Here is a 17,223-nt window from a genome sequence, read left to right on the forward strand (position 1 = left end):
GCGCAGCCCGCCGAGACTGAAGTGAGGGACAAGATCGGTGGTGATCATGTCCCTGAGAGCAGTCTCGATACCTGCTAATCGGAGTCCGCCGAGACCACGGACGTGACGCGATGAATGGCGAACTCGCGGACGCGTCCGGCGGCCGGATCGAACGCGGTCAGCTGGCCGCCGCGCACGTTGATGGGGGAGACCACCCGCTGGGTTGCCACCCCGGCGGGGTCGACGTAGCCGATCAGCACAGAGGTCTGGTTGATCGCGGCGTCCTGCAATTGGGTGATGGCCATCGCCGGGTCCAGGCGCACGCTGGCGAACGGTCCAGAGGCCACCTTGCGCAGCACCGCGACGATCGCGCCGAGGGTCTGGGCGGTCGGCGGGGTGGGCGGGCGGTAGATGCGGCGCCGGGTCGGTGCGACGACGCGCGCGCCACGGGCCCTGATGTCGACGACGGTGCCCGTGGAGTCCTCGGCAGCGGGTGCGAACCCGGCCTCACGCAGCACGGTGAGCACGTCGGCGATCGGTGCCTGCGACACCGCCACCGTCGGGGCCAGCAGTCGCAGCTCGAGGCGGTCGGTGCCCGGCGAGGCGATCGCCTGGGTCAGCAGCGCGGGATCTTCGCACCGCAGGAACGACGTGGCCATCCCGACGCGCAGCTGGCCGTGGCGGCGCGCTACGTCGTCGATGAGATACGTCAACCCTTGCGGCACCGGGGTTTTCGAGTGTTTCTCGAACAGGGCGTGCAACTCGCTGGCGGTCCGGCCGGCATCGAGTGCGCGCCGGATGGACGGTTCGCTGATCCGGTAGACCATCGCCGCGCCCGCCGATTCGACGGTGGCGACCTCGGCCAGGTGCTCGGCCAGATCCCGCTCCAGCGGGCCGGGCACGATCACCGTGAGATCGGCCTGCAGCAGGAAATGGTCGAGCGGTTTGGGCAGCACCTTGGCCATCGCGGCCAGCACGTCCTCGTCGGGGTCGCCGGCCAGCAGACCGCGGGCGGGCGTGCTGATCGCGCCGCGGCCCACCATGCCCAGCGAATGAGCCTCGGCGAGCAGCCCGCTGACGGTGGCCGGCTGCAGACGCGCGGCCCAGCGGGGCCGTCGCCAGCCCATCGCCCGGGCGGCCTCGGCGCCGTCGACTCCGGTGCCCGGAGCCAGTTCGGCCAGCACGCTCAGCATCAGCCGGCGGTCCAGCGGAGCCGCGGTCGAGTACAGCGAATCCGACAGTGCGGCAAAGGGTTTGTTGTCCGGGCCGCGGCTGCCGATCAGGGCGGGCCGGGCCGGCAGGTCCAGCCATGTCGCGGCCAGCAGGTGCCAGCGCACGGCAGTGGGGGATTCGATGAACCGGTCCGCGGCCACCGTCGGTGCCCAGTAGGGCCCGGTCCCGTCACCCGGATCCGGATCGGGCATCCCCGCCGCGATCAGCCCCCCGCCCGCCGCCAGTTCCAGGAGAAGGCCGAGGCGCGGTTCCTCGACGCCGGTGGTCTTGGCCAACCGCTTGACGTCACGCACCCCGAGCCCGCCGTTGCGCAACTCGGGAACCGGTGTGCTGCCCAGGGTTTCGATGATCAGGTCGATCTCACGCAGCAGGTCGATGGCCGCACCGGCGGCCACCGCGTCCACATCGGCAGGCGTCGTCGACGTCGTCTGGAGTGCCGGCGTGGTCAACTCCACCGGGCCGGGTGCCTCGCCGCGCATCACCTGGCCGACGACCCGGGGCAGGATCACCGTCTCGTCGTCGATCCGGCGCAACAGTCCGGCCTCCACGAGCCGCGGCACCGGCCGGTCGGGCGGGGTGTCGGGTGCCGCGTCGCGGGTGCGGCCCATGGGCGACCCCTCCAGCAGCCGGGCCAGCAGATCGCTCTGGGCCTCGTCGAGCCCGCCGAGCAGTTCGGCGATCTCGTCGGCGCTGCGCTCGGAGGTCTCCACGGCGGCCTGGCCGACGAACCAGGGCAGGCCCGACGCCACCTCGGGCGCCACCCGGACGGCGGCCTCGCCCCACACCAGGGCCCGCTCGCGCAGGTCTTCCAGCGCGGCGGCCACGTCGCCGGAGCCGACGCGCTCACCCAACAGTTCGCTCACCTCGGACACCGGGACCGGGTGGGTGTCGGCGTGCAGGACCAGTAGTGCATCCAGGACGGCCAGCCGCAGGAAGTCCAGGGAATCGGTGGCAGCCTTGACCGACTGACGTGAGGTGGCGCGCGCGGCAAGCGCGGCAATCGTTCCCGGTGGCGGCTGGCTCAGGTCGGGCCGCAATTCCAGCAGGCGGATGAGGCCCTTGTCGTCGAGGTCGGACAGCCAGGCACCCAGCGGGAATCCGGGAGTCTGTGCGGCGGTCATATCCTGACCAGCGTAAAGCAGCCCGCCGGTCTCGCCACCGGATGAGGAGCCTGCCACAATGTGGGGCGTGGCTGACAACAAGAAGAACCAATACGTCGACAACGGCTGGCCGGTGCTCTCCGACGGCGATGATCACGCCGTGAGTGAGCTCGCCACCGACCGCACCGGCGCACTGTCGCCGTTCGGCGATGTGACCTTTCCATTGCCGGCCGACGAGCTGCCCTTCATCCAGTCAGCAACTGTCGTCAACAGATAATCGTGGGACTGTCGCACCTCGACGAGTCCGGCGCGGCACACATGGTCGACGTCGCGGCGAAGGGTGTCACCAAACGCACCGCGATAGCCGAGGGCATCGTGCACACCCGAGCGGATGTGGTGGCGCTCATCGCCTCGGGCGGCCTGCCCAAGGGTGACGCCCTGGCGACCGCGCGGGTGGCCGGAATTCTGGCCGCCAAGCGGACCCCCGACCTGATACCGCTGTGCCATCAGTTGGCGCTGACCGGCGTCGACGTGGACTTCGACGTGCGCGACGCCGCGGTGGCCATCACCGCCACCGTGCGCACCACCGACCGCACCGGGGTCGAGATGGAAGCACTGACCGCGGTGAGCGTCGCCGCACTGACGCTGTACGACATGATCAAAGCTGTCGACCCTGCCGCCCGCATCGACGACATCAAGGTGATGCGCAAAGAAGGCGGTAAAACGGGATTGTGGGAAAGAAGTACTCAGTGACGCGTTCGGCCCGGGTCATCATCGCCTCCACCCGTGCCGCGGCAGGTGTGTACGACGACCGGACCGGCCCTCTCATCGTCGGCTGGCTTTCCGATCGAGGCTATGACGTCACCGAGCAGATGGTGGTCGCGGACGGTCACGCCGTCGGCGACGCATTGCGGGCCGCCCTGGCCGAGCGCGTCGACCTGATCATCACCTCTGGCGGTACCGGTATCTCACCGACCGACGCGACGCCGGAATCCACCGCGGCGGTGCTCGACTATCAGATCCCCGGGCTGGCCGATGCCATCCGGCGGGCCGGTGTGCACAAGGTGCCCACCGCGGTCCTGTCGCGCGGCATCTGCGGCGTCGCCGGACGCACCCTGATCATCAACCTGCCCGGCTCGCCGGGCGGGGTCAAAGATGGGCTGGGCGTGCTGGCCGGCGTGCTGGAACATGCCCTGGACCAACTGAGCGGCAAGGACCACCGATGAGCGCCTGCGCGAAGAGGAGAAGGACCCGCCGGTGAGCGCAACCGTCATACGCGTCGAGCTGACCGACACACCGATCTCGCTGACCGAGTACGAGGCGCTGGTTGCCCATGAGGCGGCCGGAGCGGTGGTCGGGTTCTCCGGGGTCGTGCGTGATCACGACGGGGGCCGTTCGGTCACCCGGCTCGACTACTCCGCACACCCCAATGCCCTGCTGACCTTGCAAGAGGTTGCCGCCGAGGTGGCCGCGCAGGCGGCCGGGGTGCGGGCGATCGCGGTCAGCCACCGCATCGGAACCCTGCACATAGGAGACGCCGCCCTGGTGGCCGCTGTGGCGGCGGACCATCGCAGGGCGGCGTTCGAAACCTGTGCCCGTCTCGTCGACACCGTCAAAGAGCGGTTACCGGTGTGGAAGCACCAGTACTTCTCCGATGGCACCGACGAATGGGTCGGTTCGGCCTGAGCCGGTTGGAACCTCACAAATCCCACTAGTCACGGCTGGGTGAGCGAGTGTCGTTGTGCCCGGCTGTTAGCGACTTTTCAGCGACAAACGCCACACACTTACCGTGGGCACCATTGGTCGCAGAGCCAGTCACTACTGGCATCACTTCAGGCTGTTTCAGCCTCATCTGCAACACAATTTCGGTTGCCCGGCTATGAGCGACAGAGTCGCTGACAGCCGGGCACTGGACTGATGCGGCTGTTGAGACCCCAGAGCCCGGAAGTGTCACATGTGATCAGTCTCAGCGTGACTACCGAGGTCGCTGGTGCGGAAGTGGCGATTGTCGCTGAAAAGTCGCTAACAGGCGGGCAGATCGGCTAGGCATTCTTCAGCCGGTACCGCTGAGGCGGATGTGACTCATGACCGCCGACCGGCGACAGACAGCAGCCGCGAACCGCGGCACTAACGGCACGGTTCGCGGCTGAGTCAGAGTCAGAGTCAGGCGGATGGGACAGGAACGGCGGCGTCGGCGGGAGCCGGAGCGGCCGGGTCCATCGGTGCGACCGGAAGGTTCGGAGCCTGACCACCCGGGGAATCCGGGGTGGACAGCGGACGCTGGGTCAGCGCCAGCAGGGCATCCTTACCGCTGATGTCCTGGGTCTGGATCGCGTGCCAGATCTCCCGCAGGTAGGTCGCGTTCGGGCCCTGGCCCGGGATCTGCGACGGGCTGTCGGTGGTGGTGCCCGGCGGTAGGTTCTGCGGGCTGGCCAGGTGCGGGACACCCTCGGCGGGCGCACCGTTGGTGACCACCTGGTTGGCCACGTCGACGTTGTTGAGCGGGGCCAGCGGATCCGGTGCGGCGACCGCGGGCGCGGCAGGTGCCGGAGCGGGAGCCGGGGGCAGGACCGAGCGGGCTCGGCGACCACGTTGCGCGGGCTGGCGCCCGAGAGGCCACGGCCGCAGGTGGGCCAGGCGCCCTTGCCCTGGCTGGCCAGAACGCGCTCGGCGACGGCGATCTGCTGTTCCTTGGTGGCCAGGAAGGCGTTGGGTGCGTACTCGCCGCCGCCGTGGGAGGACCACGTGCTGGGGGAGAACTGGAGGCCACCGTGGTAGCCGTTGCCGGTGTTGATCGCCCAGTTGCCGCCGGACTCGCAGCGGGCTACCTGGTCCCACTCGCCGTCGGTGGCGGCCATGGCCTGTCCGGCCAGTGCGAGGCCGCTACCACCGAGCACAGCTCCGGTGAAGGCGATCTTGGCGACATTCTTTGCTGAAGACGAGGAAGCGGGCTTGCGATGCCGTCCACTCATAAGCGTGAAGGTCCTCTCGTATGCGCCCACGAGGTCAGCTGTCGGGTTCGGGTATGAGAGGTCACCCGGCCGTCGTCGTCGAAACTCTGACGGCTTCACCCCAAGGGGCCGCAAGCGGCTCCTGGTCCTGAAATAAATCGGTGGACCGGTTGGGTCCCCCGCCTCCATCCTTGTTGTTCGTCGTAACCCCTGCCCGATGGATGGAGCTCGGCGCGTCGGTATGGGGGTGGGTCAACTGATTAGGGTCGGTTGACTTGGGAATGAACGGTAACTGCTGCCCGCTATCCCGTCACCTTTAGCGGCCTCGGGCGTTTTGGCTCTGGGCAAACTCTAAAAGTTGTTTAAAGGCGCAGGTTATTTTTGCGTTTTCGCAGGTGGGCGTGGCGCTCCACCGTGCCGTAGCCAGCTCGTGACCATTTCGTTATGTGATGCAAATCACGTTAGCCGCCGGCGAAGGGGGGTAACACATCGATGGTCTGAGGCGTTGATACCGGCTTGTCCATGTCGCGGACGGCCATCCCGTCCGACAGGTATGAGCAGCGCTTTAGTACGCGCGCAAGCTCCGCGTCGCGACCGCTGAGGTGCTCGACGAGCGTCGCGATCGTGGAATCTTTTGCCAAATCTAACGTTTCCGTATCAACTCCGGCCGCGGCGGCGGCAGCGGCGAAATAACGGACCGTCACGGCCACGGTGTGCTCCGTCATCTAGCCGCCGATCGCGCTCATCGGCCGTACGGGCTGCACGAAATCCGGGTCGTTGATCCCGTGTCCCGCGGGCTTTGCCCACATCGCCGTCCGCCAGACCGCTTCGATGGCGGCGTCGTCGGCGCCGCCGCGCAGCAGCGTGCGCAGGTCGCTCTCCTCGGTGGAGAACAGGCAGCTGCGGATCTGGCCGTCGGCCGTCAGCCTGCTGCGGTCGCAGTCTGAACAGAACGCGTGGGACACCGAGGCGATCACTCCGACGGTGCCCGCTGGATGATCAGCGCTCGCGCCGACCTGCCAGAGCTCGGCCGGCGCCGAGCCGCGGGGTCTCGGATCGGGCCGCAGGTCGAAATGGCGGCCCAGGGTGCCCAGGATGGCCTCGGCGTCGATCACCGTGCCGCGCTGCCAGGTGTGTCCGGCGTCCAGCGGCATCTGCTCGATGATCCGCAGCTGGTATCCGTGATCCAGGCAGTAGCCCAACAGGTCCACCACGTCGTCAAGACCCGAAACCGGGTCGAGCACCGCGTTGACCTTCACCGGCTCCAGCCCGGCCGCCTTGGCGGCCGCCAGGCCGTCGAGCACGTCGGCCAGCCGGTCCCGGCGCGTGATCCGGGCGAAGTGGGTGGCGTCGACGCTGTCCAGTGACACGTTGATCCGGTCCAGCCCGGCCTGTTTGAGTCCCGCGGCACGCCGGGCCAGCCCGATGCCGTTGGTGGTCAGGGTGATCTCCGGGCGCGGGTGCAGTGCCGCTGCGGCGGCCACCACATCCTCTAGGTGGCGCGTGACCAACGGCTCGCCGCCGGTGAACCGCACGCTGGTGATGCCGAGCCGGGTGACGGCGATGCGCAACAAACGGCTCAGTTCGTCGGCGCTCAGCAGCGCCTCGCCGGGCAGCCAGTCCAGACCCTCGGCGGGCATGCAGTAGGTACATCGCAGATTGCACTTGTCGGTCAGTGACACCCGAAGGTCGGTGGCGACGCGGCCGTAGGTGTCGATCAGCGGGCCACTTGTCGGGGCCGGATCGAGCGATGCGCCGATGGCCGGTCCGCCGGATCGATGCACCGTGGGCAACCCGAGTGGAGTCAGCGTCATGCCGCGGCCTTCAGCGAGTCGACCGGGACGATCTCCTTGCCCAAGGGAACCAGCGAGACCGGGATCATCTTGAGATCGGCCAGCGCCAACGGGATTCCGATGATGGTGACCGCCATGGCCACCGCGCTCACCAGGTGGCCCAACGCCAGCCACCAGCCGAACAAGACGATCCAGATGATGTTGCCGACCAGGGCGCCGGGCCTGGTACCGGGCTTGTCCACGATCGTGCGGCCGAACGGCCACAGGGCGTAGGAGGCGATACGAAGCGAGGCGAACCCGAACGGGATCGTGATGATCAGGACGAAACAGATGAGCGCTGCCAGCAGGTATCCCAGCGCCAACCACAGGCCGCCGAAGATCAACCAGATGATGTTCAGTATCACTCGCATTACCGGCGCATCTCTCTTCCAGAGGTGCTTGCAAGCCTACCGAGTAATAGGGGTGAAGCACCCAGCCAGGGCCGAGTAAGATCTCTCCATCGCGTCCCGGCGCTGACGGGACGCGAACTTTATGTGTGTACGTAGTTATGACAAGACGAGCGGGTGAGTAGCAGTGCCGACCGGCAAGGTGAAGTGGTACGACGCCGAAAAGGGCTTCGGCTTTGTGTCCCAGGAGGACGGTGAGGACGTCTATGTGCGGTCCTCGGCGTTGCCCGCGGGTGTCGAAGGCCTCAAGGCCGGTCAACGCGTCGAGTTCGGCGTGGCCGCCGGCCGCCGTGGCCCGCAGGCGTTGAGCGTCAAGCTCATCGACCCGCCGCCGAGCCTGAGCCGGACCCGCCGCGAGGCCGAGCGTCCCGAGCACAAGCACACTCCCGATGAGCTGCACGGCATGGTTTCGGACATGATCACGCTCCTCGAGGACATCGTGCAGCCCGAGCTGCGCAAGGGGCGCTACCCCGACCGTAAGGTCGCGCGCCGGGTGTCCGAGGTGGTCAAGGCCGTCGCGCAGGAGCTCGACGCCTAGTACTCGCGCGCCGAACGTCGGCTTGTGTTCGAGGATCCGCTGATTTCTCGCGTGCAGGCCGGCTCTCGACGTGGAGACTGGGGCTATGACCCAGGGCTCTTACGTCGCGACCGGCAGCGGTGAGTTCAACCGCGACACGAACTACATCACCACCCGGATCACGCGCGATGGTCGTGACGGTTACCCGGTCGAGCCGGGCCGTTATCGGCTGATCGTCGCGCGGGCCTGCCCCTGGGCCAACCGCACGATCATCGTGCGACGCCTGCTGGGCCTGGAAAGTGTTCTGTCCATTGGCTTTTGCGGCCCCACGCACGATGCGCGCAGCTGGACGTTCGACCTCGACCCCGGCGGGCTCGACCCGGTGCTCAAGATCCCACGGCTGCAGGACGCGTACTTCAAGCGTGACCCCGAGTACCCGAAGGGCATCACCGTGCCCGCGATCGTCGAGGTCGCCACGGGCGCGGTGGTGACCAACGACTTCGCCCAGATGACGCTGGACTTCTCCACCGAGTGGACTGCGTATCACCGCGAGGGAGCCCCACAGCTGTATCCCGAGCCGTTGCGCGAGGAGATCGATACGGTGGCCAAGCGGATCTACACCGAGGTCAACAACGGCGTGTACCGGTGTGGGTTCGCCGGTTCACAACAGGCCTACGAGGCCGCCTACGACCGGCTGTTCACGGCGTTGGACTGGCTGACCGACCGGCTGAGTACCCAGCGTTATCTGGTGGGGGACACCATCACCGAGGCCGACGTCAGACTGTTCACCACGCTGGCCCGGTTCGACCCGGTCTATCACGGCCATTTCAAGTGCAACCGGTCCAAGCTCGCCGAGATGGACGTGCTGTGGGCGTACGCGCGGGATCTCTTCCAGACACCGGGCTTCGGTGACACCATCGACTTCGTCCAGATCAAGCAGCACTACTACATCGTGCATTCGGACATCAATCCGACGCAGATCGTCCCCAAGGGCCCGGACCTGACCAACTGGCTCACGCCTCATGGCCGGGAATCCTTGGGCGGCAGGCCTTTCGGCGACGGCACTCCGCCGGGGCCGACGCCTGAGGGCGAGCGGGTACCGGCCGGGCACTCAGCGGGTTAGCGCGCGTCCGCCCCGTCGCGGTCCGGCCAGACCGTGCTGACCGACCACTCGGCGTGCGGCAGCGCGAACTCCGCGCCGTCCTGATCCTGGACCAGGATCAGCATCTGGACCGCCAGGCCGGTGAGCCGGCCCCGGTTGGGATCGACCGTGGGGATGGTGACGGCCAGCGTCGTCTTGGGTGCGTAGTACGTGACCGTCGTGTCGACCGGGTTCTCGTACACGCGCAGCAGCCGCCACGGGGCCCGGGCGACCGAGCTGGGTACCGAGAGCTGGACCGGATTCTCCTCGGTGACGCGCAGCTCGCCGGTTTCGCGCGATTCCTCGCAGTCGTCGAGGTTGAGCACCTCGCAGTACTGGAACGGCCCGACCCGCACCGAGTGTCCGTGCGAGTACGCACTGATCTCCGGCAGCCGGTCGCCGTGTGAACTGTGCAGCCGCCAGACCCCGACCGTGGTGCCGGCGATCGCCAGCACGACCACGGCCGCCAGGACTGCCAGAGCGCGTTTCATCGGGACTCCCACTGTGCTGTCGTCGGGGCTTCGGCGGGACGGTTGCCGCCTTCTCGTGCGGCGTGGACCGGGCGGTTACCGCCCAGGCCGGGAATCAGTGATTCGCCGCGGTAGCTCACGATGGTCTGCGCCAGGCCCAGTATCAGCACGGCCGTGATCGTAGTGAACCCGACTGTGAGGTCTGTATAGATCAGGACCCCGGTGGCGCCGCCGGCCACCCAGGCTAGCTGTAGCGCTGATTCCGACCGGCCGAATGCCGAGGCCCGAGAGGCCTCGGGCAGGTCGTCCTGCAGGGACGCGTCCAGTGAGGCCTTGGCGATGGCGCTGGCCGCCGAGGTGACGAGTGTCGCCCCGGCAGCCACCAAGAGGTTTCCGGTCAATGCGGTCACCAGGGCGACGACGGTGACGGCGATGGCGGCCCGCACCACGAGTTGTGCGGGGTGGCCGAGTTTGAGCCGCGCGGCGGCGATGTTGCCGCCGAAGTTGCCGATCCCGGCCGCGGCTCCGATCAGTCCGAGGATCAGCAGCTGTTCCCAGCCGCTGGCGTCGTGGGATTTGGCGACGAATGCGGGGTAGAGGAACAGGAATCCGACCATCACCTTGATGGTGCAGTTGCCCCACAATGCGGTGATGGTGTTGCGGCCCAACGGCTGACGTTCGGCCTTCGGCTTGCCCGGGTGGCGGCGCATCTCGCCGGTTCCGCCGCCCGATTGACCGTGGTAACTCAGCGTCGTGGGCACCTCGCCCTCGGTGACCTCGACCCATTTCGGGATCCGCATGGACAGCACCGCGCCGGCGACGCTGACCGCGACCACCACGTACAACGCCCCGGGCAGCTGCGCGACGTTGAACAGGTACTCGGCGCCTGCGGCGATGCCGCCGCCGACGATGGTGCCGCCGAGCAAGCCGAAGGTGGTCAATCGGGAGTTCACCCGGACCAGGTCGATCGACGGGGGCAGCACGCGCGGGGTGACCGCGCTGCGCAGTACCGAGAAGGATTTGGACAGCACCATCATTCCGAGCGCGCACGGGTAGAGCACCCAGGACGGATAGCTTCCGGTGGCGCCGTCGTAGTTGGCGATCAGCACCACGATCAATCCGGTGCGCAATGCGAACGACGCGGCCAGCGCCATCCGGCGGCCGTGCTGCAGGCGATCGAGTGCGGGCCCGATCAGCGGGGCGATCACCGCGAACGGGGCGATGGTGATCAGCAGGTAGAGCGCGACCTTGCTCTTGGACTCACCGCTGGCCGCGGCGAAGAACAGCGTGTTGGCCAGTGCGACGGCCATCGCGGCGTCGACGGCGAAGTTCGCCACCACCGGCCAGGTCAGTGCGGTCAACCCGGACTTGTCGGCGCCGTCGGCGGTGGCGGCGCGGTGCACGAAACCGTACATCCGCGTGCCCATTTCGCGGCTGCGTGCCGCGGCGGCCCGGGTGACGGTGACCTTCTCACCGGCGGCTGACCCGACCCCGCGGGAGGGTTGCGGGTCGTCCTGCCTGGGGTGCGCCGCGGTGTGCTGCTCATCGAGCGGCGGCAGCCAGCGGTTGGAGCTGGGCACCGATTGCCTGCGTGGCCGGCGCGGCGTCTCATCGCTGGGGTAGTTGGCCATTCCGGGATGTTCCGCGCCGGGATCGGCCGGTGGCCGCGGCGGGTAGTAGGTCACCCCCCGATTCTCTCTTATCCGGCGCGCAGGGGGCCGACAGGCGACCGGTGTGGCCCATGGTTGCCCCGATCAGGCACTATGGAGGCGATGGAAAGCGTGACCGAACCAGCTGAGCAGGCCTATGAATCCGACCGGGAAACCGGCTCGGCGGCACCGTCGCCGGAACAGGAGGCCTTGCTTTCGGGTGCCGCCGAGCAAGCTCGCGCGGCGCTGATCGAGTTCAGCGACGAGAGCGCCGTGGGCGAATACCTCGGTGTGAGCATCGAAGATGCCGCGTCGGCCACGCACCGATTCCTGGCTGACCTGCCCGGTTACCGCGGGTGGCAGTGGGCTGTCGTGGTGGCGGCCTACCCGGGCGCCGATCACACGACGATCAGCGAGTTGGTGCTGATTCCGGGCCCGACGGCGCTGCTGGCGCCGCACTGGGTGCCGTGGCAGGACCGGATCCGTCCGGGTGATCTCGGGCCGGGCGACCTGCTGGCCCCGCCTCCGAATGATCCGCGTCTGGTTCCGGGATACGTGGCCACCGGGGATCCGCTGATCGACGACGTCCCTCTCGACCTCGAGCTCGGCCTCGGCCGGCGTCAGGTGCTCAGTGAGTGGGGCCGGGGACAGGCGGCGCAGCGGTGGCACGACGGCGATTACGGGCCGGGTTCGGCGATGGCCCGCTCGACGCGCCGGGTCTGTCGCGACTGTGGTTTCTATCTGCCGCTCGGCGGCGCGCTGGGGCTGATGTTCGGTGTGTGCGCCAATGACCTGTCGGCCGACGGTCATGTGGTGGAGGCCGAGTACGGCTGCGGGGCCCATTCGGACACCCCGCAACCGCCCGGCACCGGGTCGCCGATGTTCGAGCCGTACGACGACGGTGTGCTCGACGTGGTCGAGTGAGCTCTGCTCAGAATCCGGTACTGAGGCGGGCTCAGTTCTCGGCGGCGGCCTTGATCCGCGCCAGCGAGGCCTTCATCCCGTCGACCAGTTCGTCCTCGAAGCTCGGAACTCCGCCGAACAACGCGCCGACCAGAGCGTTGGACACGGCCGTGGTGCCGTTCTCGGCGTGCCGGGATTCGGTCACCCGGGTGCCGGCGTCGGTCGGTTCCAGTTCATAGCTCCAGATGGTGTTGTTGCCCTCCACCAGGAACGCGAGCCGCTTGTTGTCGACCACTTCGGTGATGCGTGACGTGGTGGGCCAGAACACGAACTTGCGCCGGTTGAGATTGAACGTGCGGGTTCCGGGGCGCAGCGGGCCGAGGGGCTTCATCAACCGGCATTGCGGGCTCCACTGCGGCATCCGGGTCAGGTCCGAGATCAGCCCCCACACCTTGTCGACGGGTGCGTCGATGTCGATGCTGGCTTGCAGAAGTGGTGCGGCCATGGTGTCTCCTCAGGTCAATCCGCTTTGCGCACCGCGGGATCCGCGGCGCACGGCACGGCGCTGGATCAGAAAGATGGTCGTGCCGAGAACGCCGATCGCCAGTCCGGCGAGCGTGAACGGCCGCCAGTGTTGCAGACCGCTGACCGTGAAGGCCACGACGGTGGCGATCAGCCATCCCGTGGCGATCACCACGATCACGGGCCACGGTTCCAGTAGCGCGGCGGGCAGGGCCGGCGGCTGCGGCTCCGGTGCGTCGTTGGCGTCCTCGGTCATCGGTGACCAACGTATCCGATGGGGTGGGGATTCATTGGTCTTGGTTCTAGCCCTTTTCTCCCTCAAGCTCAGTACTATTTCCGATGTGAAAGATCCGGAGGCACGGCTCGCGAATGATCTCGCTCTGGCGGTAGTTCGTCTCGCGCGTCAATTACGTACGCGGCGTGCGGAATCCCCGGTTTCGCTGACCCAGTTCTCGGCGCTGGCCACCTTGGCCAAGGAAGGCGCGATGACGCCGGGCGCCTTGGCGTTGCGTGAACGCGTGCGCCCTCCGTCGATGACCCGGGTGATCGCGTCACTGGCCGAGCAGGGTCTGGTGGCCCGTGCCGCCCATCCGGTGGACGGACGTCAGATCGTGGTGTCCGCCTCGCCGGCCGGGATGACCCTTGTCGAGGCCGAGCGCAAGGCCAGCCAGGAGTGGCTCAAGGCTCAGCTGTCGCGGCTGGATCCGGATGACCGCCAGACTCTGGTCGACGCGACCGATCTGATGTCGGCGATAGTTCTCGAAGGCGCGTGAGTCTGCTGCAGGTAATCGATATCGAGGATCCGGCCGATACCCGGTTGGACGATTTCCGCGATCTCAACAGCGTGGACCGCCGGCCCGATCTGCCCAGTGGCAAGGGTCTGGTGATCGCCGAGGGTGTGCTGGTGGCGCAGCGCCTGCTTGCCTCTCGGTTCGTCCCCCGCGCGCTGCTGGGTACCGACCGGCGTCTGGCCGAACTGGCCGCCGAGCTCGACGGCGTGGATGTGCCGTTCTACCGGACCAGTGCGGACGTCATGGCGGCCGTGGTCGGTTTCCACCTCAACCGTGGCGTGCTGGCCTCGGCGTCGCGGGCGCCCGAGTTGTCTGTGGCCGAGGTGATTTCCGGGGCGCGCACCGTGGCGGTGCTCGAAGGCGTCAACGACCACGAGAATCTCGGGTCGATCTTCCGTAATGCCGCCGGGCTCGCCGTCGATGCGGTGGTGTTCGGCGCGGGATGTGCCGATCCGCTGTACCGGCGGGCCGTGCGGGTGTCGATGGGGCATGCCCTGCTGGTTCCGTTCGCCCGGGCGGCTTCCTGGCCCGGTGATCTGGAGCTCTTGCGGGACAATGGCTTTCGACTCATGGCCATGACGCCCGACCCGGCTGCCGCGACACTGTCCGAGGCGATGGCGCAGCTCGACGGGGACCGGGTGGCGGTCCTGGTCGGCGCGGAGGGTCCGGGGCTGACCGAGCACACGATGCGGGCCAGCGACGTGCGGGTGCGCATTCCGATGTCGCGCGGCACCGATTCGCTCAACGTCGCCACCGCCGCAGCGCTCGCGTTCTACGAACGCGCCCGGCTCGGGAGCTGAGATCGCGTTAGATTGACTCCGTGACCGACGATTCCACGCCGTGGGGTACCGGCCTGACGGTGGCCGGATTCGTGGCCGCGGTGCTGGGCGCGGCGATTGTGGTGCTCGGGGTGGGGCTGTTGCGCGTGCACCCCCTGCTGGCGATCGGGTTGAACATGGTGGCCGTCGGCGGGCTGGCCCCCACCGTGTGGGGCTGGCGGCACCGGCCGGTGTGGCGCTGGTTCGTGCTGGGTTCGGGCATCGGTGTGGCGTGCGGCTGGCTCGCGCTCCTGGCGATCGCGTTGACCCAGAGCTGATCCGGACCGCTCAGGCCACCAGTTCTGCCGCGGTGAAGTTGGCGTCGAGCAGCCCGGCGACGGCCTCGTCGCGGCGAAATTTCCTGCCGTGGACCGCGAACATCCGTTCCGCCGTGGTGGTTTCGGGTTGCCAGCCGGTTGCGATCAGGTAGTCCGAGACGGCGTTGCGGTCGCCCGCGAAGATCAGCTCCGACAGGTCGTCCAGCTCCAGGCCCTGCTCGCGTTGGTGGTCGGTCAGTGTCCGTATCCGGCTCTCGGACAGCTCGGAGTGCTTGCTTATCCAGTCGGTGGCGATGCGGCTGCCCGGTGCGCTGAGCGCGGTGATGTTGTCGAACAGCCGGTCCTGGGCGTCGGGCGGCAGGTACCCGAGCAGTCCCTCGGCGATCCACGCGGTCGGAGCCTGTGGGTCGAAGCCGCGGGCGCGCAGAGCGGCGGGCCAGTCCTGGCGTAGGTCGATACCGATGGCGTGCAGTTCGGCGGCCGGGGCGGCGCCCAGGCCGGCAAGTGCACGGCCCTTGAACTCGATGACGGCCGGCTGGTCCAGTTCGAACACCGTCATCCCGGCCGGCCAGGGCAACCGGTAGGCGCGGGCGTCCAGTCCGGAGGCCAGGATGACCGCCTGACGGATACCCGCCCCGACGGCGCTCAGGAAGAAGTCGTCGAAGTAGCGGGTCCGGATGGCCATGCCGTCGGCGATCACGTGCGGATCGAGCGGCTCGGCGGCGCCGTCGACAACCAGGTCGCCCTGGGCCAGACGCACGTAGTAGTCCACTCCGACGGCGTCGACCAGAGGCCGGGCGTACGGGTCGGAGATCAGCGGGTCGGGGACGCTGGAGGCCAGTGCTCGGGATGCGGCCACGCCGGTGGCGGTGGCGCCGACGCCGGTGGCCAGATCCCAGGTGTCGTTCTCGGTGCGCGGCATGACCCCTCCAGATGTATAGCAAAGCTAGTTATTAGACACTATAACTAACTTAGGAGGGTGTGGGCGAGTCGCGTGCGCCACACCGCGATGTCGTCGACGCCCAGAATGCGCAGGACCACCTGATCGGCGCCGGCTTCCCGGTACTCGGCGATGCGGCCGGCGACGACTTCGGGAGAACCCCAGGCGGCGATTCCGTCGAGCAGGCGGTCGCTGACCGTGTCGATATCGGTCGCGGTGAAGCCCTGCCGGATCAGGTTGCGGCGGTAGCCGCCCTGCGACGTCAGGAAACGCAGCGGCTCGGCGGCGGCGCGGCGCGCTGTTTCGCGGTCGGTGACGGGCATGACCATCAGGAGGACCGTCAGCATCCTGTCCGGTCCCAGTGCCGACCGCGCGGCCGTCACATACGACGGCGTCACCAGATAGGGATATGCGCCGCCGGCCCGTTCCCGTGCCAGGGCCAGCATGTTCGGGCCGAGTGCGGCCAGCACCCGCCGGTCCGCGGTGATGTCCGCGGCGTCGAGCTCGTCCAAGTAGGCGTTGAGGGTGGCCATCGGCCGAGGGCCGTGCGCACCGCCGAGGCCGACGAGGAACCGGTCGGGGTGCTCGCGCCGAAGTTCGGTGTAGGTGGCGATGACCTCGGCGGCCGGCACCCGCACCACCGGAATGATCCCGGTGGCGACGGGGATCGAGGTCGTCGCGCGAACCGCTGCGGCGAGCATCGGAAGGTTGCCTGAGCGCCACAACGTGGAGAACCCGAGATCCTCGGCATGGCGCGCCTCGTCGGCCACCACCGCCGCATCGTCCGTGAACGGATTGCTGCAGGCGAGCCCGATCGGGCCAAGGGAGGTCATGCGTGCCGACGCTATGACCTCAAGAACGCTTCAGGTCAAGCGATCAGGGCTGGGTCCCCGACGACCGCACGCCCAGCAGCACGTCCTCCCAGGCCGGAACCGTGGCACGCGCCTTGCGGCTGCGCTTGGGCGCCGGGGGAGCAGGTGCGGGAATGGGCTCGGCCGGTCGGCTGAACTGCTCGGGCGCCGCGGCCGGCGTCTCGGCAACCTCGTGGGTCTCGTGGTGATCGAAAAGGTGGGGCACCGCGGCGACCGGGCGCAGCGGACGGCCGAAATCGGGGTTGATCAGCTGGCGGGCCGCATCGTCCGATGCGGAGACGGTGCCGCCGTGGGCTCCGGGTGTGTACCGGAAATGCGCGACGTTGTCCGACCGGCCGGCCTTCCAGGCCAGCTGCACGGTCCAGCGGCTGTCCTCGTTGCGCCAGGCGTCCCAGGAGATGGATTCGGGGTTGAGTCCGCGGCCCACCAGGGCCGTCGTGACGATCTCCAGCAGTGTCAGCACTGCGGGTCCGTCGGCCAGGACCGGATGTGCCGCGGTGGCCAGTTCGGCCGCGCGGGCACGCTCCAGCAACACCGGATGAGCGAACCGCTCGACCCGCTCGACAGGCACCCCGGCTGCCTCGGCCAACTGCTCGACCGACGCCCCGGCGCGTATCCTCGCCTGAATCTCCTTGGGTCGCAGCACGTTCTGCACCTCTACATCGATCTCGGGCTGATTCGAGGTGACCTTGTCACCGCGCATCGCAGCGCGGAGCCGGTCGTCGACACGCAAGCTGAACATGTCCTTGGCGGAGTCGTCGGATTCACAGATGATGCGTCTGCCGTCTACGTTCAATCCAACGACTCTGAGTTCTCGCAT

Annotated in this window: 21 protein-coding genes, 1 pseudogene and 1 riboswitch; of the genes and pseudogenes, 10 read left to right on the forward strand and 12 right to left on the reverse strand. The window is 68.3% G+C overall.

Annotated features, from left to right (window positions below; all coding sequences use genetic code 11):
- Positions 1 to 74: 74 nt before the first annotated feature.
- Positions 75 to 2,333, reverse strand: a complete 2,259-nt coding sequence (locus tag EYZ64_RS06105) for a helicase-associated domain-containing protein (RefSeq protein WP_135452669.1) — start codon at positions 2,331 to 2,333, stop codon at positions 75 to 77.
- Positions 2,334 to 2,391: 58 nt separating this feature from the next.
- Here EYZ64_RS06105 and EYZ64_RS06110 point away from each other — a divergent pair, with 58 nt between their 5' ends.
- From EYZ64_RS06110 to EYZ64_RS06125, 4 genes are read left to right on the forward strand one after another with little or no spacing between them, the layout of a single operon-like run.
- Positions 2,392 to 2,589, forward strand: a complete 198-nt coding sequence (locus tag EYZ64_RS06110) for a hypothetical protein (protein WP_135452670.1) — start codon at positions 2,392 to 2,394, stop codon at positions 2,587 to 2,589.
- Positions 2,590 to 2,591: 2 nt separating this feature from the next.
- The gene (gene moaC / locus EYZ64_RS06115) at positions 2,592 to 3,065 is read left to right on the forward strand and encodes a cyclic pyranopterin monophosphate synthase MoaC (protein WP_135452671.1); all 474 of its coding nucleotides are present in this window, start codon (positions 2,592 to 2,594) and stop codon (positions 3,063 to 3,065) included.
- Positions 3,062 to 3,538 carry a MogA/MoaB family molybdenum cofactor biosynthesis protein gene (locus EYZ64_RS06120; protein WP_167857725.1) on the forward strand — a complete coding sequence of 159 codons (477 nt, stop codon included), beginning with the start codon at positions 3,062 to 3,064 and terminating at the stop codon, positions 3,536 to 3,538. The genes moaC and EYZ64_RS06120 overlap by 4 nt, the downstream gene beginning before the upstream one ends.
- A 31-nt stretch (positions 3,539 to 3,569) precedes the next feature.
- Positions 3,570 to 3,998, forward strand: coding sequence for a molybdenum cofactor biosynthesis protein MoaE (locus EYZ64_RS06125; protein ID WP_135452673.1), 429 nt, complete (start codon positions 3,570 to 3,572; stop codon positions 3,996 to 3,998).
- A 477-nt stretch (positions 3,999 to 4,475) separates the two neighbouring features.
- Here EYZ64_RS06125 and EYZ64_RS06130 read toward each other — a convergent pair.
- The 4 genes and pseudogenes from EYZ64_RS06130 to EYZ64_RS06145 all read right to left on the reverse strand — a co-directional run bounded on the left by EYZ64_RS06130 (position 4,476) and on the right by EYZ64_RS06145 (position 7,466).
- Positions 4,476 to 5,284, reverse strand: a pseudogene (locus EYZ64_RS06130) (transglycosylase family protein).
- An 8-nt stretch (positions 5,285 to 5,292) separates the two neighbouring features.
- A riboswitch (cyclic di-AMP (ydaO/yuaA leader) is annotated at positions 5,293 to 5,477 on the reverse strand.
- Positions 5,478 to 5,724: 247 nt separating this feature from the next.
- Positions 5,725 to 5,988, reverse strand: a complete 264-nt coding sequence (locus EYZ64_RS06135; protein WP_135452674.1) for a MoaD/ThiS family protein — start codon at positions 5,986 to 5,988, stop codon at positions 5,725 to 5,727.
- Positions 5,989 to 7,077: a GTP 3',8-cyclase MoaA gene (moaA, locus tag EYZ64_RS06140; RefSeq protein ID WP_135452675.1), complete on the reverse strand. Its 1,089-nt coding sequence runs from the start codon at positions 7,075 to 7,077 to the stop codon at positions 5,989 to 5,991.
- Complete coding sequence (locus EYZ64_RS06145) at positions 7,074 to 7,466, reverse strand: YccF domain-containing protein (protein ID WP_135452676.1); 393 nt, start codon at positions 7,464 to 7,466, stop codon at positions 7,074 to 7,076. Before EYZ64_RS06145 ends, moaA begins: the two co-directional genes overlap by 4 nt.
- 163 nt (positions 7,467 to 7,629) lie before the next feature.
- Between EYZ64_RS06145 and EYZ64_RS06150 the strand changes: the two genes are divergently transcribed.
- Entirely contained in the window at positions 7,630 to 8,040 is a 411-nt protein-coding gene (locus EYZ64_RS06150; RefSeq protein ID WP_135452677.1) for a cold-shock protein, read from the forward strand.
- 85 nt (positions 8,041 to 8,125) lie between these two features.
- Positions 8,126 to 9,142, forward strand: a complete 1,017-nt coding sequence (locus tag EYZ64_RS06155) for a glutathione S-transferase family protein (protein WP_135452678.1) — start codon at positions 8,126 to 8,128, stop codon at positions 9,140 to 9,142.
- Here EYZ64_RS06155 and EYZ64_RS06160 read toward each other — a convergent pair.
- Both EYZ64_RS06160 and EYZ64_RS06165 read right to left on the reverse strand, forming a co-directional pair.
- Positions 9,139 to 9,651: a DUF2771 domain-containing protein gene (locus tag EYZ64_RS06160; RefSeq protein ID WP_135452679.1), complete on the reverse strand. Its 513-nt coding sequence runs from the start codon at positions 9,649 to 9,651 to the stop codon at positions 9,139 to 9,141. The two genes, EYZ64_RS06155 and EYZ64_RS06160, sit on opposite strands and share 4 nt — an antisense overlap.
- Positions 9,648 to 11,261: an MFS transporter gene (locus tag EYZ64_RS06165; RefSeq protein ID WP_286175260.1), complete on the reverse strand. Its 1,614-nt coding sequence runs from the start codon at positions 11,259 to 11,261 to the stop codon at positions 9,648 to 9,650. The genes EYZ64_RS06160 and EYZ64_RS06165 overlap by 4 nt, the downstream gene beginning before the upstream one ends.
- Positions 11,262 to 11,402: 141 nt before the next feature.
- Here EYZ64_RS06165 and EYZ64_RS06170 point away from each other — a divergent pair, with 141 nt between their 5' ends.
- On the forward strand, positions 11,403 to 12,203 hold the full coding sequence (locus tag EYZ64_RS06170) for a DUF3027 domain-containing protein (protein WP_210115476.1): 801 nt from the start codon (positions 11,403 to 11,405) through the stop codon (positions 12,201 to 12,203).
- A gap of 31 nt (positions 12,204 to 12,234) precedes the next feature.
- Here the strand turns inward: EYZ64_RS06170 and EYZ64_RS06175 are convergent, their stop codons facing one another.
- Both EYZ64_RS06175 and EYZ64_RS06180 read right to left on the reverse strand, forming a co-directional pair.
- Positions 12,235 to 12,687 (reverse strand): SRPBCC family protein, encoded by a 453-nt coding sequence (locus EYZ64_RS06175; RefSeq protein WP_135452681.1) that lies wholly within the window; start codon positions 12,685 to 12,687, stop codon positions 12,235 to 12,237.
- 9 nt (positions 12,688 to 12,696) lie between these two features.
- Entirely contained in the window at positions 12,697 to 12,960 is a 264-nt protein-coding gene (locus EYZ64_RS06180) for a DUF2530 domain-containing protein (RefSeq protein WP_135452682.1), read from the reverse strand.
- Between the two features lie 85 nt (positions 12,961 to 13,045).
- On the opposite strand from EYZ64_RS06180, the gene EYZ64_RS06185 reads away from it, so the two are divergent.
- From EYZ64_RS06185 to EYZ64_RS06195, 3 genes are read left to right on the forward strand one after another with little or no spacing between them, the layout of a single operon-like run.
- Positions 13,046 to 13,477: an Rv0880 family HTH-type transcriptional regulator gene (locus EYZ64_RS06185; RefSeq protein ID WP_135452683.1), complete on the forward strand. Its 432-nt coding sequence runs from the start codon at positions 13,046 to 13,048 to the stop codon at positions 13,475 to 13,477.
- Positions 13,474 to 14,295 (forward strand): TrmH family RNA methyltransferase, encoded by an 822-nt coding sequence (locus tag EYZ64_RS06190; protein ID WP_135452684.1) that lies wholly within the window; start codon positions 13,474 to 13,476, stop codon positions 14,293 to 14,295. Before EYZ64_RS06185 ends, EYZ64_RS06190 begins: the two co-directional genes overlap by 4 nt.
- Before the next feature lie 20 nt (positions 14,296 to 14,315).
- Positions 14,316 to 14,591 carry a DUF2537 domain-containing protein gene (locus tag EYZ64_RS06195; RefSeq protein WP_135452685.1) on the forward strand — a complete coding sequence of 92 codons (276 nt, stop codon included), beginning with the start codon at positions 14,316 to 14,318 and terminating at the stop codon, positions 14,589 to 14,591.
- A gap of 10 nt (positions 14,592 to 14,601) precedes the next feature.
- On the opposite strand, the gene EYZ64_RS06200 is transcribed toward EYZ64_RS06195, so the two are convergent.
- The 3 genes from EYZ64_RS06200 to sepH are packed head-to-tail and all read right to left on the reverse strand — an operon-like array spanning position 14,602 to position 17,223.
- On the reverse strand, positions 14,602 to 15,513 hold the full coding sequence (locus tag EYZ64_RS06200) for an SAM-dependent methyltransferase (RefSeq protein ID WP_135452686.1): 912 nt from the start codon (positions 15,511 to 15,513) through the stop codon (positions 14,602 to 14,604).
- A gap of 44 nt (positions 15,514 to 15,557) precedes the next feature.
- The gene (locus EYZ64_RS06205; RefSeq protein ID WP_135452687.1) at positions 15,558 to 16,364 is read right to left on the reverse strand and encodes a TIGR03620 family F420-dependent LLM class oxidoreductase; all 807 of its coding nucleotides are present in this window, start codon (positions 16,362 to 16,364) and stop codon (positions 15,558 to 15,560) included.
- A 43-nt stretch (positions 16,365 to 16,407) separates the two neighbouring features.
- A complete protein-coding gene (gene sepH / locus EYZ64_RS06210) occupies positions 16,408 to 17,223 on the reverse strand; it encodes a septation protein SepH (protein ID WP_135452688.1) in 816 nt (271 codons plus the stop codon).

The sequence above is a fragment of the Mycobacterium sp. DL99 genome (assembly GCF_004762045.1).
Lineage (GTDB): Bacteria > Actinomycetota > Actinomycetes > Mycobacteriales > Mycobacteriaceae > Mycobacterium.